This is a genomic window from Aeromonas sp. 603757 (assembly GCF_049171255.1).
Classification (GTDB): Bacteria; Pseudomonadota; Gammaproteobacteria; order Enterobacterales; family Aeromonadaceae; genus Aeromonas; species Aeromonas veronii_A.
Genome location: NZ_JAAKOE010000005.1, coordinates 1 through 16,951, shown reverse-complemented (window position 1 = coordinate 16,951; position 16,951 = coordinate 1). Strand labels below are relative to the sequence as shown.

Genomic DNA, 16,951 nt, shown 5'->3' with positions numbered 1-16,951 from the left:
TACTGTTTGAATTTCTTCCGGCCGCTCTGCGGCCGGTTTTTTATTGCGCGTTTTCAGCACCTTGCATATAACTATCGAGCGGATAGCTGTAATTTCAGCCCGTTGGACAAGCAAGGATGCGCAAAGAGGGGAGCAGGGATGACAGAGTTACTCGGAAAACGGTGGGGGCCACTGTGGCCAGTGTTACTGTTGCTGGTGAGCATCGGCTGGAGCGGGAATAGCGCCGCCAGTAGTGAGCGCAACCTCTATCAGCAGCTTGGGCTGGCCGGCAAACTCGACAGACAAACCTTTCAAAAAGCCCTTGTTAGCTATCAAAGCGTACGCAGCAAGCAAAAATCCATCCTGACCATCATTGATTACAGCAAGCCTTCGACTCAGCGCAGGCTGTTCGTCATCGACATGAAACGTCACAAACTGCTTTATCACACCTGGGTAAGCCATGGCCGCAACTCAGGTGAACTAGCCGCAGAGCGCTTTTCCAACCAGCTCAACTCCCGACAAAGCTCCCTCGGCGTCTATCGTACCGCAGAAACCTACTTGGGCAAGCATGGCTACTCCCTGCGGCTGGATGGGCTCAGCCCCGGCAAAAACTGCAATGCCCGCAAACGTGCCATCGTGGTGCATGGCGCCGCCTATGCCAGCCCAAACCATCTGCGCAAATATGACAAACTGGGCCGCAGCTGGGGCTGTCCCGCCCTGCCAAAGGAACAAGCCAGGGCCATCATAGATACCATAAAAGGGGGCAGTGTCATCTACGCCCACGGCTAACGGGCACAACACCATAAAACACAAGGCCAGCAATCGCTGGCCTTGTTTGTCACGCTCTCACACTAAACGGGACGAGTTATTGGCGCACCACCAGGACCGGGCACGGAGCATGACGCACCACGGATTCGGCAACGCTGCCTACCAGCAGATGGCTGATGCCGGAGCGGCCGTGACTCCCCATAACGATCAGTTCAACCTCGTCTTCCTTGGCCTGGATAATGATTTCATCCGCTGCCCTGCCAAAGCGAATATCAAACGTTGCCGGAATAGGCAGGGTGGCAATCAGCTCTTTGAGTTGGGCTCTGGCCTGACGCTCCATTTCGTGAGTGATCTCAACGGCTGTCATATGAAGAATTTTGTAACTGTCAAAGCCGTGCAGTTGGTCTACGACATGGATCAGCTTGAGCTGGGCCTCATGGCTCTGCGCCATGAATACGGCATAGTCGAGTACCGCCCGGGACATTTGGGAAAAATCGACAGGACAAAGCAGAGTTTTGATCGATGGCATAATGCAGTCTCCTCTACTGATTGGGGTACTATTGAATCTTGAGTTCATCATAACCATCAGATTGAAAATAACTCTCGACCCTGTCGCAAAATGAACATCAGGGATTTTTTCTGTACGCCGTCGCCATCAATGCCATGGTATAAAGTAGGGTATCAGTGTTTTTTCCTCTGCCCCAGCGAGGCCAGCTCTGACCATGCTACGCATCTGTCTGTTGCTCTGTTGTCTGTTCACTGCGGCGAATTGCCGGGCAGAGTCTATTGACGTTTATTGCGATGATTGGCCCGGTTTTTGTCAAAAGGATGGCAAAGGCCTCTATCTAGATCTGGTGCGAGCCATCTACCAGCCTCACGGCTATCAGGTAACCCCCCATATTGTGCCCTATAAGCGCGCTCTCGCTGTCATTGCAAAAAAAGGGGGAGATATCGCCATGGGGGTATATCGCGATGAAGTATCCGGCGTCCAGCAATCTCGCTATCCGGCATCAGCGGATGACCTGACCGTGTTCATGCTCAAGAAATGGCAACCCCAGTGGCAAGGGGAGAAAAGTCTGGAAGGGCAAACCGTGATATGGCGGCGGGGCTGGGCATTCGACAAGTACATTGCGGTCACCATGCAGTGGCATGAAATTGACAGCGATGAGCTGGCCCTGCAACTGCTTGGTAAAGAGCGATATCGCTTTTACCTCACTGCCGGCGTGCTCTATGTGGATGAGGCTATCCCTCCCGAGCTGCATCGCGTCTTCCTGCGCTGGATCCCGACCTATCCCATTTTTGCCGATACCCAGCAAGGCAACCGGATGTTACAGCTCTGGGATAAGGGAATGGTTGAGTTGATCCGCAGCGGGGGTCTGGCAGAGATCTATAAGCACTATCAGCTCTATGACTACTATCAGGGTTTTATCGAAGAACTGGAACAGAAAGTGGCTGCCAGTCCTGCAGACTGAATGATAACGTTGCGCTAATTACTCTCCCCTCATTCCCTTGGCCAAGCGGTCGTAGAGGATCACATTGACCGAGGCCGCCAGATTCATACAGCCACTGGTCGGCACATAAACCACATCTTTCACCGCGCCATAGAGGGCAGGATCGAGCGTACCATCCTCCGGCCCGAAGATATAAAAAGCGCGTTCCGGATGGACATAGTCGGGGAGCGGTGTAGCGCCGTCGATCAGATCGACCACCACGGGCACGCATCCCTGCGGGATAAACGCCATCAGATCATCCACCCCGAGCAGCGGGATCTTCTCCACCATCTGCTTGGTATCAGTGGCAAAGCGGCGCGCCAGCTCGAAGCGGTTGCCGGTGTAGTAGACCTCGTCCACCCCGTAACAACCCGCAGCCCGCATCACGGAACCGACATTTTCCGGGGACTTGGGATTGACCAACCCCACGCAGCAGAATGCACTCTTTTCCATCATCTCTCCTCATCTTGCGACGGCCATTATAAGCCGTTGCAGGGCCACCGACCCGTTAAAAGTCCCCTCTCCAGCTAAACCGCTTGCCAACCCAGCTTTGAATGTCGATTTTTTGTGCGCAAGCCGACAAATTTTGTACAAGCCGATAGCCAGCAAACGTTTCCCAGCAATAATGGACAAACGTTTGTAAATGGATGTTTGTCTATGACTGAGCGTGAACAAGAGATCCTAGCCCTGCTGCGTCAGGATCCCATGATTGCCCAGCAGGATCTGGCCGATCGCCTCGGCATCAGCCGCTCCGCGCTGGCCAGCCACATCTCCAGCCTGATCCGGCAGGGATATGTGCAAGGCAGAGGTTATGTACTGCGAGAAGGCCCCTACGTAGTGGTGATCGGCGGTGCCAATATGGATATTTGTGGCACCAGCCATGACAACCTGCTGCTCGGCGACTCCAACCCGGGCAAGGTGCGCACCTCGGCAGGTGGTGTTGGCCGCAATATCGCCGAGAATCTGGCGCGGCTCGGCAGCGACACCCGGCTGCTTACAGCGGTCGGCAACGACCAGTATGGTCATCATCTGCTGGAGGTAAGCCAGCGGGCCGGCGTCGATGTGCGCCAGACCCTAGTGCTCGATGGCCACACCACCTCCTGTTATCTCAGCCTGCATGATGGCAGCGGCGAAATGAGCTGTGCCATCAATGACATGGCCATTATCGAGCAGCTCACGCCTGCCCGCCTGACACCCCTCGCAGGCTTTCTCGGCGGTGCCCGGCTTTGGGTGCTCGACACCAATCTGGCCATCCATACCCTCGACTGGCTGTTCGAACGGCAGGGGGATCACGCCATCTTTGTCGATACCGTTTCGGTGGCCAAAGTGGAGAAGATCCGCCCCTGGCTCGGCAAAATCCACACCCTCAAACCCAATCGCAGTGAGGCCGAACAGTTGTGCGGCATGACCATCGCCGGGCCCGAAACCTGGCCCATGGTGGCCGCCTGGTTCCACCGCGCCGGGGTCAAGCGACTGTTCCTCAGTCTGGGTGAACAGGGGATCTTTTACAGCGATGGCGAGCAACAGGGCCACCTGCCTGTGCTGGGTAGTCCGGTGCTCAACGTCACCGGCGGCGGGGATGCCTTTATGGCTGGCCTCGCCCACGCCTGGCTGCAAGAGCTCGACATTGCCCAAACCACCCGCTTTGCCTTGGGCTGCGCCGCCCTCACCGTCAATTGTTCCGATACCGTTTTTTCCGGTCTGAGCAAGACCGCCGTTGACCGCATACTGGAGGAGTACTCATGCTGAACGCTTACCTCGATATCCAACCGGAAGTGGCTGCCGCGCTAGCTGCTGGCAAACCGGTGGTTGCCCTCGAATCCACCATCATCTCCCACGGCATGCCCTATCCGCAGAACGTGGAGACGGCCCGTCAGGTGGAGCAGGTGGTGCGCGATAACGGATCCATTCCAGCCACCATCGCCATCCTCGATGGCCGCCTCAAGGTGGGACTGGATGCCGGTGCGCTGGAGGCCCTCGGTCGGGCTGGCCATGCGGTTACCAAGTGCAGCCGCCGCGACATTCCGTTCGTGCTGGCACGCAAGGGGATGGGGGCCACCACGGTCGCCTCCACCATGATCATCGCCGCCATGGCGGGGATCCGGGTCTTTGCCACCGGCGGGATCGGCGGGGTACATCGCGGTGCGCAGGAGACCTTCGATATCTCAGCCGACCTGCAGGAGCTGGCACAAACGCCGGTGGCCGTAGTCTGCGCCGGAGCCAAGTCGATACTCGATATCGGGCTGACCCTGGAGTATCTGGAGACCCAGGGCGTACCGGTGATCGGCTATCAAACCGAGGAGCTGCCAGCCTTCTACACCCGCGAGAGCGGCTTCAAGGTCGATTATCGCCTCGATACCCCGGCGGCCATCGCCGAGGCGCTGCGCCTCAAGTGGGAGCTGGGACTGGCGGGCGGCGCCGTGGTGGCCAACCCCATCCCGACCGCACACGCCATGCCGAAAGCTGATATCGACGCAGCCATTGCCCAAGCGCTGCGTGAAGCGGATGAGCAGGGGATCAAGGGCAAGGCGTCAACCCCCTTCCTGCTGGCCCGCGTCTGCGAGCTGACCGGCGGCAACTCGCTGGCGGCCAACATTCAGCTGGTACTGAACAACGCGGCGCTTGGCGCCCGCATCGCCGCCGCGCTTTAATTGCACACCGATACCTCGCCATGTAAAAGAGGGCCTCGCGGCCCTCTTTGTTGTTTTTGCTATCTGCAGCGCTATTGCAACGCTGTGTTATTGCAGTACCACGCGCCCATTGAGGGGCTGCACCGGTCGGTTGTTGGGGTGGTGCATCACCGCCTTGAAGGCGTCGATCTGGGCCTGACTGACCTCAACCGGCTGCTTCATCACCAGCCAGCGCACCCCTTCCGAGCAGGGAGGCGTTGTAAGGGAACCGCTGAAGCGATAGTAGTCATGGCTTTCCGGCAGCAGTTGCTCAGCAGAGAGCGGCGCCTTGAGGGCCTGGATCTCCCCCACCTTGGCAGGTAATGCACTCCAAGCTGCCGCCAGCGCAGGATTGGCCTTGCCAGCCTCGAACATCACCGCCACCACGGCGATCTCTTCCTTGTCACTGACGTGCACCAGATGCCCTTCCAGCGGATAGGATTTGCCCTCGATGAGGTTTTCACTCGGGGCGTGGAAGTGGAACTGCTTGAGCTCAAACCTGGTGCCATCGAGTTGCAAAATGCTGCCCGGGGCATAACCGACCTGCACGGTATGACCATTGTTGACCACTGTGTTGCCACCCGCCTGATAGTGGAGTACCAGCGGGGCCAGTTTGGCCTCGACCAATCCGTTCAGGTCAACCGGCGACTGATTGCTACCCGCACACTGGCCAAACTCAGGGGTCAGCTTGGCCCAGTGGGTAGGCCCCGCCTCACCGCTATATTCCCAATGGGGGGTGGCAGCAAACACGACAGGGCACAGCAACAGGGAGCAGGCCAACAGAGACTTTCTCATCATACATCCTTATCTTGATTGAAAAGCACGACCATCCCCTACCCCGGATTGCGGGGCATGCAGAGATGGCATATCTGATACGCGGGATACAGAGCGGTAGAGCGACTTTCTAATGGTAACGAGCACGAGTTGGTCAATCGGTTTGACCGCGGCTCAATACAGAGTCGTTTGGCAAGTATATGGTGAGGGATCGGCAGAAACAGTGAAAGAGGGGGAAATTAATCAGCCGGCTATCCACTCATCGTCTGGCAGGCGCGGGGCAAGGTTCAGGGCGTCACGCTTTCATAACAACCATCCATAACAATCATCGCGGGAGTCCGGACTCCCGCGATGATTGCCGATAACGACAATTAACGGTCGCGATTCAACGCGATCAGACGATCAAGAATCTCTTCACCATCGGCGCGCAAACCGTTGTGCTCATATTCATTGGTGATCCAGGCACGACTGTTGCCAAGGCCACGCAGAGTTTCGCGACTGTAGTCAAACTCCACATACATATCCTCGGGATAGACGGCGCAGGCTACCGGCACCTTGTTGCGGGCAAGCTGTGCCGAGTCATAGAGCGCCCCCCAGTCCGCCTTGTTGGCCAACTGATGGGCAGCCTCTTTCAGGGGCAGCAACTCGCGGAACTGCTCGAACATCCAGGGGTAAACCATCTCGCCGGTGAAGGCGAAATCCTTGCCGGGTGCCCAGTTCACCGCCGGGAATTCCCCCCTGACCCGGGCGGCGGCCCAGCGAGTCGCCTCCCCTTCGGCATAGATAGCTTCGTGCAAGATGGCAAACAGCGGGTTGGTATTGAATGGCTGCATGCTCTGCACCTGATAGAGAAAGGCCGGGCTCAGCTTGTCACCGATAAAGGCCTCCTCCAGCAGGTAATAAAGCTCCTCAAAGGCACCCGTAGCGCCGAGATCCAGCCCTTGCTGCTGGAACTGCTCCACCGTCAGGCGCTGGCCGTTGGGCAGTCGCACATCGTGCTGGTGCAGATGGTTGGCCAGCCGGTTGGCAATCCCCTGAGCGTGGGGGAAGCGGGCGAAGAAGGCGCGGTTCTTGTCGGCCACCCGCTGGTAGGTGGCGCGGTAAACCTCCTCGGCACTGCGGCCGATCGGCGCGATACCGCCGGTGATATAGACCTCCCGCAGACTGTCAGGGAAAAACGAGAGATAGGTCAGGCAGCAAAAGCCGCCAAAGCTTTGCCCCAGCAGGCTCCAGCGATGCTTGGGGCTGAGCTCCTGCCGGATGAACTCGGCATCTTGCACTATGCTGTCGGCGCGAAAATGGCTGAGATACTCCGCCTGCTCGGTCGGTGTCATTTTGGCCAGAATATGCCCATGGATGGGGCTCGACATCCCGGTGCCACGCTGATCCAGCAGCAGCACTCTGAACTCCTGCAACGCCCGCTTGAGCCAACCACTGTTAGCCGTCGGGCGCGGCGCCCCGAATCCCGGCCCCCCTTGCAAAAACAGCAGCCAGGGCAACTTCTCATCGAGCTTGTCTTTACGGCAGAGGGTACGGGCAAACAGGGTAATGCTGTCACCATCCGGCTCATCATGATCGAGGGGAACGGTAAAAAAGTGCGGCTCGCAATGAATGCCGTCCAGTACATAGCTCAAGGGGCTGCTCATCTGGGATCTCTCCGTCAGGATGGGAACATCATTGATCCCATCATATCCCCGCCCTGCCTTGGGGTCACTCAGGTTTTCCAAAATGTTAACAATGGCTTAAAGGTCGAAACATCACCCGACAAGCCGCTCTTCAACGGTGCTGAATTAATTGTTTTGCGAGGGAGATTGACGCCATGGCGCCATTCAACAAAGATGGCTCGCCTGCACAGGAGTGCAGCCATTCAGGCCGACAAAATAGATAAGGGAATGTGATGAAACCGAAGTGGATCAGGGCCAGAAAAAGAGAGAAGAAGCCATGCCCTGGCAGCATGCTGCAGACCGGAATGCTGCTGTTCAGTGCCACCTGTGGCGCAACGCTCTTTTTGGCAGCATGCAACAGCAACTAGAAATGAAAAAGCCCGCTCGATTGAGCGGGCTTTTCGAATTTGGCTCCTCCTACTGGACTTGAACCAGTGACATACGGATTAACAGTCCGCCGTTCTACCGACTGAACTAAGGAGGAATTGTGGTGCCCAGAGACGGAATCGAACCGCCGACACGGGGATTTTCAATCCCCTGCTCTACCGACTGAGCTATCTGGGCAACGGCGCGCATTAAACCCTTTCCAGCGCAGGGTGTCAACCATGATGGCACGATAAAAAGCACGTTCGCTCAACAACTGAACGCAATGAACGGTTATTAGCCGTTTCGGAGCAGAAATCTGCCTAACCGTGACCCGTCTCATATATGAATGATCACCAAACTGCGGGAAATCACGGCCTCTATAGCTTTGCCACATTGAGCCGAATCCACTCTGCGAGTATGCTTTGCCGCAATGATACCGCCTGGAGGCAACATGAGTCTGAATATGCAAGAGTGGCGTGAAGAGACCACCGAGATCGTCAACGAACTGCTAGCCGATGGCAGTAATCCCGATGCGGATTACGACATCGAACACCACTTCGCCTGCCAGGATTTCGACCGTCTGGAAAAAGCAGCGGTTGACCTGTTCAAGGCCGGTTTTGAAGTGACCGATGCCGAAGAGATGGAGCTGGATGACGGCGCCACCATCTTCTGCTTCGATGCCACCATCGAGTGCAAGCTGAATGTCGAAGCGATCGTTGCCGATATCGCCAAGATGCTGCCCATCCTGGAAAAATATGGGGTGGATTACGATGGCTGGGGCACCTACTTCCAGGATTGATCCCTGCCACAAACAGAGAGGCCACCTGCGGGTGGCCTCTCTGTTATTGCAGACTGTCACAAATAACTGGCGGCAAACTGCTCGGGCGGCAACGGGGGGCTGAACAGATAACCCTGTAGCCGATCACACCCCGCCTGGGTCAGCCACAACTGTTGCTCGACGGTTTCCACCCCTTCTGCAGTAATGCAGATCCCCAGCTCATGGCCAAGTCCGATGACCGATCTCACGATGGCGGTGGTGGCACTGTTGCTGACCAACCCCTGGGTGAAGCTGCGATCCAGCTTGAGCGTGGCGACCTTGAGCCTTGGCAGATAGGCCAGCGAGCAATACCCGGTACCGAAATCATCGATGGCCAGTTGAAAACCGGCGGCGATCAGGTTATCCAGGTTGGTCTCGATCTCATCGGCATTCTCCATCAAGACTCCTTCAGTGATCTCCAGCTCCAGCTGGCCTGCATTCAGACCATGACGTGCAATGCAGCCCTGCACCAACTTGCAGAGCGCCGGATCACGAAACTGCAACGGCGAAAGGTTGATGGAGAGTACCATACCCGGCTGATCGGTTTGCCACTGGGCCAACTGAGCACACCCCAACTCCAGCATCAGCTGACCAAGTTGGCCAATGATCCCCATCTCTTCGGCCAGTGGAATAAATTCTTCCGGCGAGATCATGCCAAGTTCAGGATGCGGCCAGCGGCAAAGCAATTCTGCACCACAAAGCTGATGGGTTGTGCTGCTGATAATGGGTTGGTAGACGGCAACCAGCTGGGATGACTTGATGGCGAGCGGTAACTGGGCGGCGATCAGTTGACGCCGCTTGAGCCGGGCGTGCAGCGCCGGATCAAACAGAGTGCAGTACTGCTGCTGCCGCTTGCCCTGCGCCAGCGCCGCTTCAGCATGGCTGAGCAACCGCTCGGCATCGCTTGCCCGCCCCTGAGCCAGCCCCAGAAACACCGGGATCTGGATACGATGCTCTTCCACCTGATAGTACTCCATCAACTGCTGCTGCAGATGCTGGTTCCATTCCTGCAACGGCTCGTTGAAATCGGGGAGTAACAGACAGAAGTCATCGGCAGCCACCCGGCAGAGCAAGGTTCGCGGCGGAACCAATTGCTGTAGTCGCTTGGCCACCTGGCTCAGCAGGCGATCAGCAATCCGGATCCCGAAGCGATCGTTAACCTCACGAAAGTGGTGCAGATCGACCAGCACCAGTGTGGCGCTGCGGCCCCCCAAATGGCGGCTGGTCTGCAAGAAACGGGAGAGTTTGAGCAGCCCGGTGAGGCTGTCGTAGTGCTGCTCCTGCTGCAACTGTGCCTGAGTGGTGCGCAAGCCAGTGATATCGCGCCCCAGCGTCAGGATCCCGAGGGAGTGACCATCCCCATCGGGGACATCGACCCGGGTGATCTCGATATGCCGTCCCTGCCCTCTGGCATCCAGCAGACAACATTCGCCGTGGCCCATCCCTTGGGGTGCCGCCAGCCGGAACGGCAGCTGCTGACCCAGCACCTCATCCGCCCCCTGACCAATAAAGTCGAGAAACGCCTGGTTGCACTCCAGCAACACCCCGTTGTGATCATCGAAACGGATCAGGTCAGGGATGGCATCGAGCAGAAAACGCTGCAGCACCTGCTGTTTTTTGACCGTCTGTTCCAGGTGCTTGCGCTGGGCAATCTCGTTGACCATTCCGAATACGGCATATGGCTCACCCTGAGCCGTGTAAAGCGGGATCTTGTGCACCTCCATCCAGCAGGTCTCACCACCCCGATTACAGTGCAACTGTTGATGAAGCAAGGGAACGCCCCCCGTCAGCAACTGCGCGTCCTCGGTACGAAATACATCGCCCCATGACATCTCTGCATCACTCTTGCCGACCACCTCGGCGGGTGAACCCAGCTTGGCCTCAATGGCAAATTCACGATTGGCAAACAGGTAGCGACCATGCCTATCACGACAGAAGATACTCATTGGCAACTGGTCGATGATCTGCTGAAGCAGATCCGGGGTAAGCATGTTGGTCACAGGGGCGCTTATGGAGGAATTTCGAGCAAATCTATGATAGCAAACCAATTTTGTAAAGCACCCCCGGTAACCCCTCCGTTTACACCGATGCAGCACGCATGCTGACAGAGGTTGTCGCTCAGGTGATAATAGGCACCGGTTGGCCAATGGCCTGATAAATGGACGAGAGAAGCAAGATGAAAAAGATGATGGGGTGCGCATTGGCGCTGCTGCTGGCAGGTTGTGCTGGCGACAATAACGGTGGTGAGGAGTATCGCTACAACCCGCCGGTCGCCAAGGCGACCAACAATACCCAGGAGATGGCGATCCCGGTGGATCTGGTGTGGGCTCGCGCCGAAAAGTGGTTCACCGACCACGGCCTCACCATCGAAAACAGTCAGCGCGGTGCCGGCCTGATGACCGCCAATGTCAACCAGTCGGCCGACGGACTTGAGTGGCTGGACTGCGGCACCATGGGTTCCAAAGTAGCACTGGGCAACCCTGACCTGCAGATCAACCTGATCATCACCCAGAGCGGCAACAGCAGCGTGGCCACCGTCAACGTCAAAGGCAACACCGAGCTGTTCTTTGTGGAATCCTCAGGCGAGCGCGTATCAGCCCCGTCCATCAAGCCGGTCTGCGTCTCCCGCGGCACCCTTGAGCAGAGCCTGTTTGCCACACTCGGCAACTAATTTCGCCTCCCTGCCAAGATAAAAAAAGCGGCAGATTGCTCTGCCGCTTTTTTACTGTCCCGAGTTGGGCTTACTTGTCGATATCGAGCATGTTGTTGGTCAACATGTAATCGATCACTTGGTTGGCAGTAGTACCTGCCCCCCCCGTCAGACTATCGAAAGTATGGTTCATCAGCACTATTTCCTGAGTCACCGACGCAGTACTGCTCTCCTTGACCTGTAGATGTACCCCTTCATTGTCCTGGAACACCGACAGCAGGCTCTTCAGATCGTTCTGGTTACGAGAACCGTCGTGATCCAACAGGTCGCTCAGATCCAGCTTGTCACCTTCCGCCTTGGAGAAGTCGACCACGTAATCCTTGGCAACGCTGCCTGCGGCGGTATCGCCCTGCAGCCAGGTGGAGGTATCGGCACCGCTATCCCCCTTGAGAATGTCATTGCCAAGCCCGCCAACCAGGATGTCATTGCCCAGACCACCGATCAGGTTATCGTCGCCAATACCACCAAACAGGGTATCGTTGCCGCTGCCACCGTACAGGGTATCGTTGCCGCTCTCGCCATACAGGGTGTCGTTGCCGGCACCACCGAACAGGATGTCGTTGCCGGCACCACCGAACAGGAAGTCATCGCCACCCTGACCGAACAGGATGTCGTTGCCATCCCCGCCAATCAGCACGTCCGCCTTGTCATTGCTGGAGGACTGATCGAACTCGCTGGCATGGTCCGTGATGTAGTCATGGACCTGGGCATCGGTCACCGAGCCTGCGCCCAGCTTGCCGGCCACATACTGCTTGATGGCCGCGTAGCCTTCACCGTTGATACTGGCGAAGTGGATGGCATCCCCGAACAGGATGTCGTCGCCAGCACCGCCGTCGATCCGGTCACTGCCCGGCAGGTTATTCACCGAGGTGCCCAAGATGGCGTTGGCCAAATCGCTGGCGTTGACGCCGGTCATGATGACGCCGTCAGAGTCATAGGACTTGAGATCGTTGTAGGAGATGTTGGCCCCCAGTCCGATCGCTTCTACCGTAACCCCCATCCCAGTAAGCAGCCCAAAACCTGCTACCGAGTTATTGATAGTTGAGCTGGAGGTAGTGCCGCCATCACCATCCAGTGTTGAGTAGGTATATCCCCCCCTACCATCCGGACGCATAAAACCGATCGGGTTGCTGTATCTACCATCGGCATACACTCGGCCAGCGCTGTCGATGATGGTGTAGCCATTGGAGCTATATACCCGACCCGGAATATAGGTGCCACCAAGCAGACTGTTGAGATAGACGTCATAGCTGCTACCTGAGAAATTCAATACCCTCGGGTTGGAGCCTTCGTTACCGAGGTAATAAGTTGGCTGACCATCGGTAATGAAATAGGACAGATTCTTGGCATTACTGTTACTTTGAGCCGTAGAACTACTGAACCAGTTAGCAACCGTCTTGAACACATCTTCATAGTTGGTCCCCCCTCCGCTACTCATGGAATCGATTACAGCCTGCAGCTGATTCAAGGCATTGCTGTCTTTCAGGTTCACACTAATACTGGCATTCGACAGAGCATCAAAGTCAACCAGCATGATGTTGACTGTACCAGCCCCTTCGCTACCTGCGCTCGCTTTGAGGCTGGCGAAGATCTGTGCCAACTGGCTCTTGATGGTGTTCATGGCGCTGGTGCCGATACTGCCCGAGCTGTCGACCATAAAGGCGATGTTGTAGTTCTGGCCCGGCAGTACCACGCTGCCATCCAGATCCCCGACCACGATATTGTGCTCGTTGCCATAGCTGCGGTTCTGATCGCCCGGCTCCCCTTCGGTGGAAAGGAAGTAGCTCATGCGGATCGAATCCTGATCCGATGCACTGCTGGTCTGATCGGTCGCCACTTCCTTGGCAATGGCTTCTACCTTGAGGTCGAACTGGCCGGCACTGCTGCCCGGCACCCGCAGGGTCAGACCGGTCAGTTTGACGTCCAACGCGCTCTGGTTCCACAGACCGGTCAGCGTCAGCGTGCCATCGGCCCCCACGGTACCTAGCACGGTGGAGCCCTGATAGAGGGTCGACCCCGTCGGCATGCCGGTCAGCACCAGGCTGTCGAACTGCTCGCTACCATCACGGTCGGTCAGGGAAGCAGTGATCTCGAGCGGGTAATCCACCACACTCGGCTGTACCGCCGTCAGGGTGCCGTCGGTCTGGTTGAACTGGTAAATGCCGTCATCAAACTGCACCAACTCGATGTCGTAGAGCGACTTGCTGATGGTGACGCCGTTCTCCTTCACCAGGAAGTTGAAACCGCCGTCACTTCTGCGCTCGATGACATAGTTGGCACGCGAGCCCATCAGTACGGCCAGGTCGGTACCGGCGCCGCCAAACAGGGTGTCGCCACCCAATCCGGCCACCAGGATATCGTTGCCGGTACCGCCGTCGAGGGTGTCACCTGAGGTGGAGTTGCCACCGACCAGCACGTCATTGCCAGCACCGCCGACGAAGTAATCGCCGCCGCCCTTCACGCTGACGATATAGTCATTGCCGTTGCCGCCCACCACTTGATCCTGACTGGTGGTGCTGTCGGTCAGACTATTGGTGATGCCAAAGTTGCCCTTGTTGAAGTTGCTGCTCTGGAACGCCCCGGTGGAGATGCCGGACGACGGGTACTGGGTATAAAGCGGGACGCCGTTGCCGGTCAGGCTGATGTCGACCACCGGCTTGTCCGCGACCGCCGTGATATCGATCACCAGCTTGCCTGAGTTACTCAGGTTGGCACCATCGCTGATCTGGTAACCCAGAGTGGCGTAGTCCCCTTGCTGGTTGCCCGTCGTCGTACCGCCACCATTGAGGGCATTGCTGCTGGATTCATTGAGACTAGGCACGAAGCGCAGGTGGCCGCTGTCGATATCGGCGTAGGAGACAAGATCCCCCACCTTCACCGCAATCCACTGGCCGGCTGCGTTCAGGTACTCCAGCTTGCCGTTCAGCGGCAGGGTGTTGATCTGCACGCTCAGGTCAGAAGCGGCCTGATCATCGCTGGCACCAAACTGGGCCCACTTCAACACCAGCGGCGCGTCCTCCTTGCCGGCACTGTAGCCACCCGTGGTCACCGGCGCCCGATCGTTGTCCACTATGGTGCCGGTCCCGCTCTGCCCACCGATGGTCACCGAGAGGGTCTCGTTCGTTTCGACCAAGCGATCGTTCACCGTCGGGATGGTCACAGTAAAGTCCGACACGCCGGCTGGTACCGTGATCTTGCCGGTAGTGCTGTTATAGGTCACACCATTGCTGAACTGGGCATTGCCCCAATCCTGGTTGGAGGCGGGGTTGTTGCCCGAACCACGAATGGCGAAATCGTATTCAGTCGCTTCCTGGGTCGCATCTGACAGGGTGACTTTGTGCAGCAGATTGCCCCCTTCGGTTACGCTCTCGCTGGAGACTCCCTGAACCAGCGGCGTGAAGAGAGGCTTGGTTGCAAAGGAGCCAATGCTGGCGTCGCCGTCACCATCCACCACCCGGACCTGGAAGTCGATGTCGCCATCACCCAGAGGTTTGGACATGCGCTGATACTGGAAGAACTCCCACTTGCCTGTGGCCGGCGTAAACTCCAGCTTGAAGATGAGGTTGCCGTCCGCATCCTTCCCGACCAGGGTATTAGCGCCGCTGGCGGTGATGGCGATGGCAGAACCGGAAGCCGTTCGCAGACCATTTTCGAAGGTTGCCGGGTCCATTACCAGCCCGATGGAGCCCTTGCCATCCGCCCCCCACTGCGGGGTCACGGTGCCAGAACCATAGGCGATTGCCTGCGCCGTGTTGGAACCGAGGAACTCGATGCTCTGTACGGTGAAGTCGCTGTTGTCGGAGGTATTGGTGCTGCCGTTGTTGGTCGCCTTGATCACCATGGTATCAAAGCCACCCTGCTGCACCTGGAAGTTCTGGTTGAACTCCCCACCCGATGCGTTGGAGTTGAATACCAGGGTACTGATCAGTACACCACCGCGATAGAACTCCACGACCCCGCTCTCCAGCTCGCCGCCAAACATCTTGCTGAACTTGATGTTGGCGCCGTAGGCAACCTTGCCCGCATCCAGCCTGACGATCAGCTGCTCGGAGGCGGACGATCCGTCGGCAAAGTGACGGAAGTCAATCTCGTTGGCGAGGTTGTGGTAAGGCGCAGCTCCGCTGGCCACCCCCAGCCCCGAGCTGGAACCGTTGACCACCGCCGTTACCAGTGAGGAGTCTGTTGCCGACTTGAAGCCCAGGGCGCTGATAGTAAAGCCCGCCATGTTCAGAGTGCTCTGGTTGCCACTGTACTTGGTCAGGTCAAAGAGCCCGGTCAGCACGTTCGGAATATCGGTCTTCACCACGGAAACGGCATCGCTGTTGTCAGCAATGGGGGAGTCGTCCTCAACGCTGACATCCAGCTTGTCCTTGGTGATGCCGCTGCCATCGGAGACCTCCACATCCAGCTGGAACGACAACTTGTCTTCCGAGGTCGTATCCCCGTGGTCGAGGGGACCTTTGAGGGTCACGTCATAGGTCCACTCACCCTTTCCACTGGCATTGGGTGCCGTCAGCTTGACCTCGACCACAGCCTTGTAATCGGCGCCGCCAATCACCCCTGTGTAGCCAACCAGCGTCTTGCTGCCCGCATCCCAGCTCCACTGGACCTTTGCCCCACCGGACGTCAGCCCGGCCGGTCCATTCAGGGAAATGTTGAGTGTGCTGCTGTCGATGTCGCCCACCGAGAGGGTACCGGACGCCTTGATGGCATTGGTGGTATCCGGATTGCCGACCGTGTCGGCAATGCCGTTTGCCAACCCCTCTTCAGAGACGATAACCCCGTTGGAGATGGTCAGCGTCGGCAGGTCGTTGACCGCATCCACCTTGATGGTCACGGTTGCGGGACTCGCATCCACGGCGCCGTCGTTGTCTACCGCCGCATAGTTGAAGCTGGTGTTGCCGTTCCAGTTCGCATTCGGAGTGAAGGTGAGGTTGCCGGCGTCCGCCACCGCAATGCTCTGATCCACGGTCACCGCCACACCGTTCAGATAGAGGATGCCGTTGGCAGGCAGGCTCTTGATAGTGAAACTCACCACGTTGCCATCAATGTCGCTGCCACTGAGGGTCGGAATGGCGATGCTGGCTGCATCTTCCTGGCCGTTTGCCTGCTTGTTCGCCGTCTCCGGCGCTTCATTCAGGATCTGCGCGTTGTCGCTGCCCGGCAGTGAGACGTTGCCCGCCTTGTCGGTCTGGGTCGCCGTCACCGTCAGCGACTTGCCGTTGGCCGGGGTCGTTTCCGTCCAGCTGATGGTGCCGTTCTGATAGCCGTAGCTCTTGCCATTGCTTGCCAGCAGGGTGCCATCGGCCTTGAGCGTCAATTGGACAGTGCTGTTCACCCCACCATTGTTGATGGTAAGCGTCACCTTGCCGCCCGCAACCAAGTCAGCATGATTGACCTCTGCCCGAACCTGGATCTGATCATTGCCAATCTCGCCCTTGGTCAGCATTTGGTCATTATTGGTGTCATCAACGATGATCACGGTCGGTGCTGAGGAAGCTACGCTGTCCAGGATCGCATTTTCGCTGTCGCTCGCCGGGTTGCCCGCCTGGTCGGTCACATCCGCCTTCACGGTGAACTTGCCATCCGCCAGGCCACTGGCCCCCAGGTCTACGGTGGTGCTGAACTTGCCGCCGCTCACGGTCGCCTCGAAGGTCACCGACTTGCCGTTCACGTCGGTCACGGTCAGGGTGACCTTCTGGCCATCTTCCACG

Annotated in this window: 12 protein-coding genes and 2 tRNA genes; 6 read left to right on the top strand and 8 right to left on the bottom strand. The window is 57.8% G+C overall.

Annotation, left to right across the window (positions count from 1 at the left end; genetic code table 11):
- The first annotated feature begins 138 nt into the window (after positions 1 to 138).
- Positions 139 to 768, top strand: coding sequence for a murein L,D-transpeptidase catalytic domain family protein (locus G5332_RS06275; RefSeq protein WP_216952974.1), 630 nt, complete (start codon positions 139 to 141; stop codon positions 766 to 768).
- 76 nt (positions 769 to 844) lie between these two features.
- On the opposite strand, the gene G5332_RS06270 is transcribed toward G5332_RS06275, so the two are convergent.
- Complete coding sequence (locus tag G5332_RS06270) at positions 845 to 1,276, bottom strand: universal stress protein (RefSeq protein ID WP_216952973.1); 432 nt, start codon at positions 1,274 to 1,276, stop codon at positions 845 to 847.
- Positions 1,277 to 1,469: 193 nt separating this feature from the next.
- Here G5332_RS06270 and G5332_RS06265 point away from each other — a divergent pair, with 193 nt between their 5' ends.
- Positions 1,470 to 2,219 (top strand): substrate-binding periplasmic protein, encoded by a 750-nt coding sequence (locus G5332_RS06265; protein WP_216961110.1) that lies wholly within the window; start codon positions 1,470 to 1,472, stop codon positions 2,217 to 2,219.
- An 18-nt stretch (positions 2,220 to 2,237) separates the two neighbouring features.
- Here the strand turns inward: G5332_RS06265 and G5332_RS06260 are convergent, their stop codons facing one another.
- The gene (locus G5332_RS06260; protein WP_216954310.1) at positions 2,238 to 2,690 is read right to left on the bottom strand and encodes an RNA methyltransferase; all 453 of its coding nucleotides are present in this window, start codon (positions 2,688 to 2,690) and stop codon (positions 2,238 to 2,240) included.
- Positions 2,691 to 2,894: 204 nt separating this feature from the next.
- Between G5332_RS06260 and G5332_RS06255 the strand changes: the two genes are divergently transcribed.
- Together G5332_RS06255 and G5332_RS06250 are read left to right on the top strand one after the other, a co-directional pair.
- Entirely contained in the window at positions 2,895 to 3,986 is a 1,092-nt protein-coding gene (locus G5332_RS06255) for a PfkB family carbohydrate kinase (RefSeq protein WP_247823347.1), read from the top strand.
- Complete coding sequence (locus G5332_RS06250) at positions 3,980 to 4,888, top strand: pseudouridine-5'-phosphate glycosidase (RefSeq protein ID WP_216952970.1); 909 nt, start codon at positions 3,980 to 3,982, stop codon at positions 4,886 to 4,888. The genes G5332_RS06255 and G5332_RS06250 overlap by 7 nt, the downstream gene beginning before the upstream one ends.
- A gap of 87 nt (positions 4,889 to 4,975) precedes the next feature.
- On the opposite strand, the gene G5332_RS06245 is transcribed toward G5332_RS06250, so the two are convergent.
- From G5332_RS06245 to G5332_RS06230, 4 genes are all read right to left on the bottom strand, one after another.
- Entirely contained in the window at positions 4,976 to 5,701 is a 726-nt protein-coding gene (locus tag G5332_RS06245) for a carbonic anhydrase (RefSeq protein ID WP_216954309.1), read from the bottom strand.
- A 350-nt stretch (positions 5,702 to 6,051) separates the two neighbouring features.
- Positions 6,052 to 7,326, bottom strand: a complete 1,275-nt coding sequence (locus G5332_RS06240; RefSeq protein WP_421311187.1) for an alpha/beta fold hydrolase — start codon at positions 7,324 to 7,326, stop codon at positions 6,052 to 6,054.
- A 426-nt stretch (positions 7,327 to 7,752) separates the two neighbouring features.
- Positions 7,753 to 7,828, bottom strand: a tRNA-Asn gene (locus G5332_RS06235).
- A gap of 4 nt (positions 7,829 to 7,832) precedes the next feature.
- Positions 7,833 to 7,908: transfer RNA gene (locus G5332_RS06230), tRNA-Phe, on the bottom strand.
- Between the two features lie 265 nt (positions 7,909 to 8,173).
- Between G5332_RS06230 and rraB the strand changes: the two genes are divergently transcribed.
- Complete coding sequence (rraB, locus tag G5332_RS06225; protein WP_033114697.1) at positions 8,174 to 8,509, top strand: ribonuclease E inhibitor RraB; 336 nt, start codon at positions 8,174 to 8,176, stop codon at positions 8,507 to 8,509.
- Positions 8,510 to 8,565: 56 nt separating this feature from the next.
- Here rraB and G5332_RS06220 read toward each other — a convergent pair whose 3' ends face one another.
- A complete protein-coding gene (locus tag G5332_RS06220; RefSeq protein WP_421311201.1) occupies positions 8,566 to 10,518 on the bottom strand; it encodes an EAL and GGDEF domain-containing protein in 1,953 nt (650 codons plus the stop codon).
- A gap of 185 nt (positions 10,519 to 10,703) precedes the next feature.
- Here G5332_RS06220 and G5332_RS06215 point away from each other — a divergent pair, with 185 nt between their 5' ends.
- Positions 10,704 to 11,198, top strand: coding sequence for a hypothetical protein (locus G5332_RS06215; RefSeq protein WP_216952967.1), 495 nt, complete (start codon positions 10,704 to 10,706; stop codon positions 11,196 to 11,198).
- A 70-nt stretch (positions 11,199 to 11,268) separates the two neighbouring features.
- Here the strand turns inward: G5332_RS06215 and G5332_RS06210 are convergent.
- Positions 11,269 to 16,951: type I secretion C-terminal target domain-containing protein (locus G5332_RS06210; protein WP_421311186.1), on the bottom strand; the 5,683-nt coding region annotated here is incomplete at its 5' end.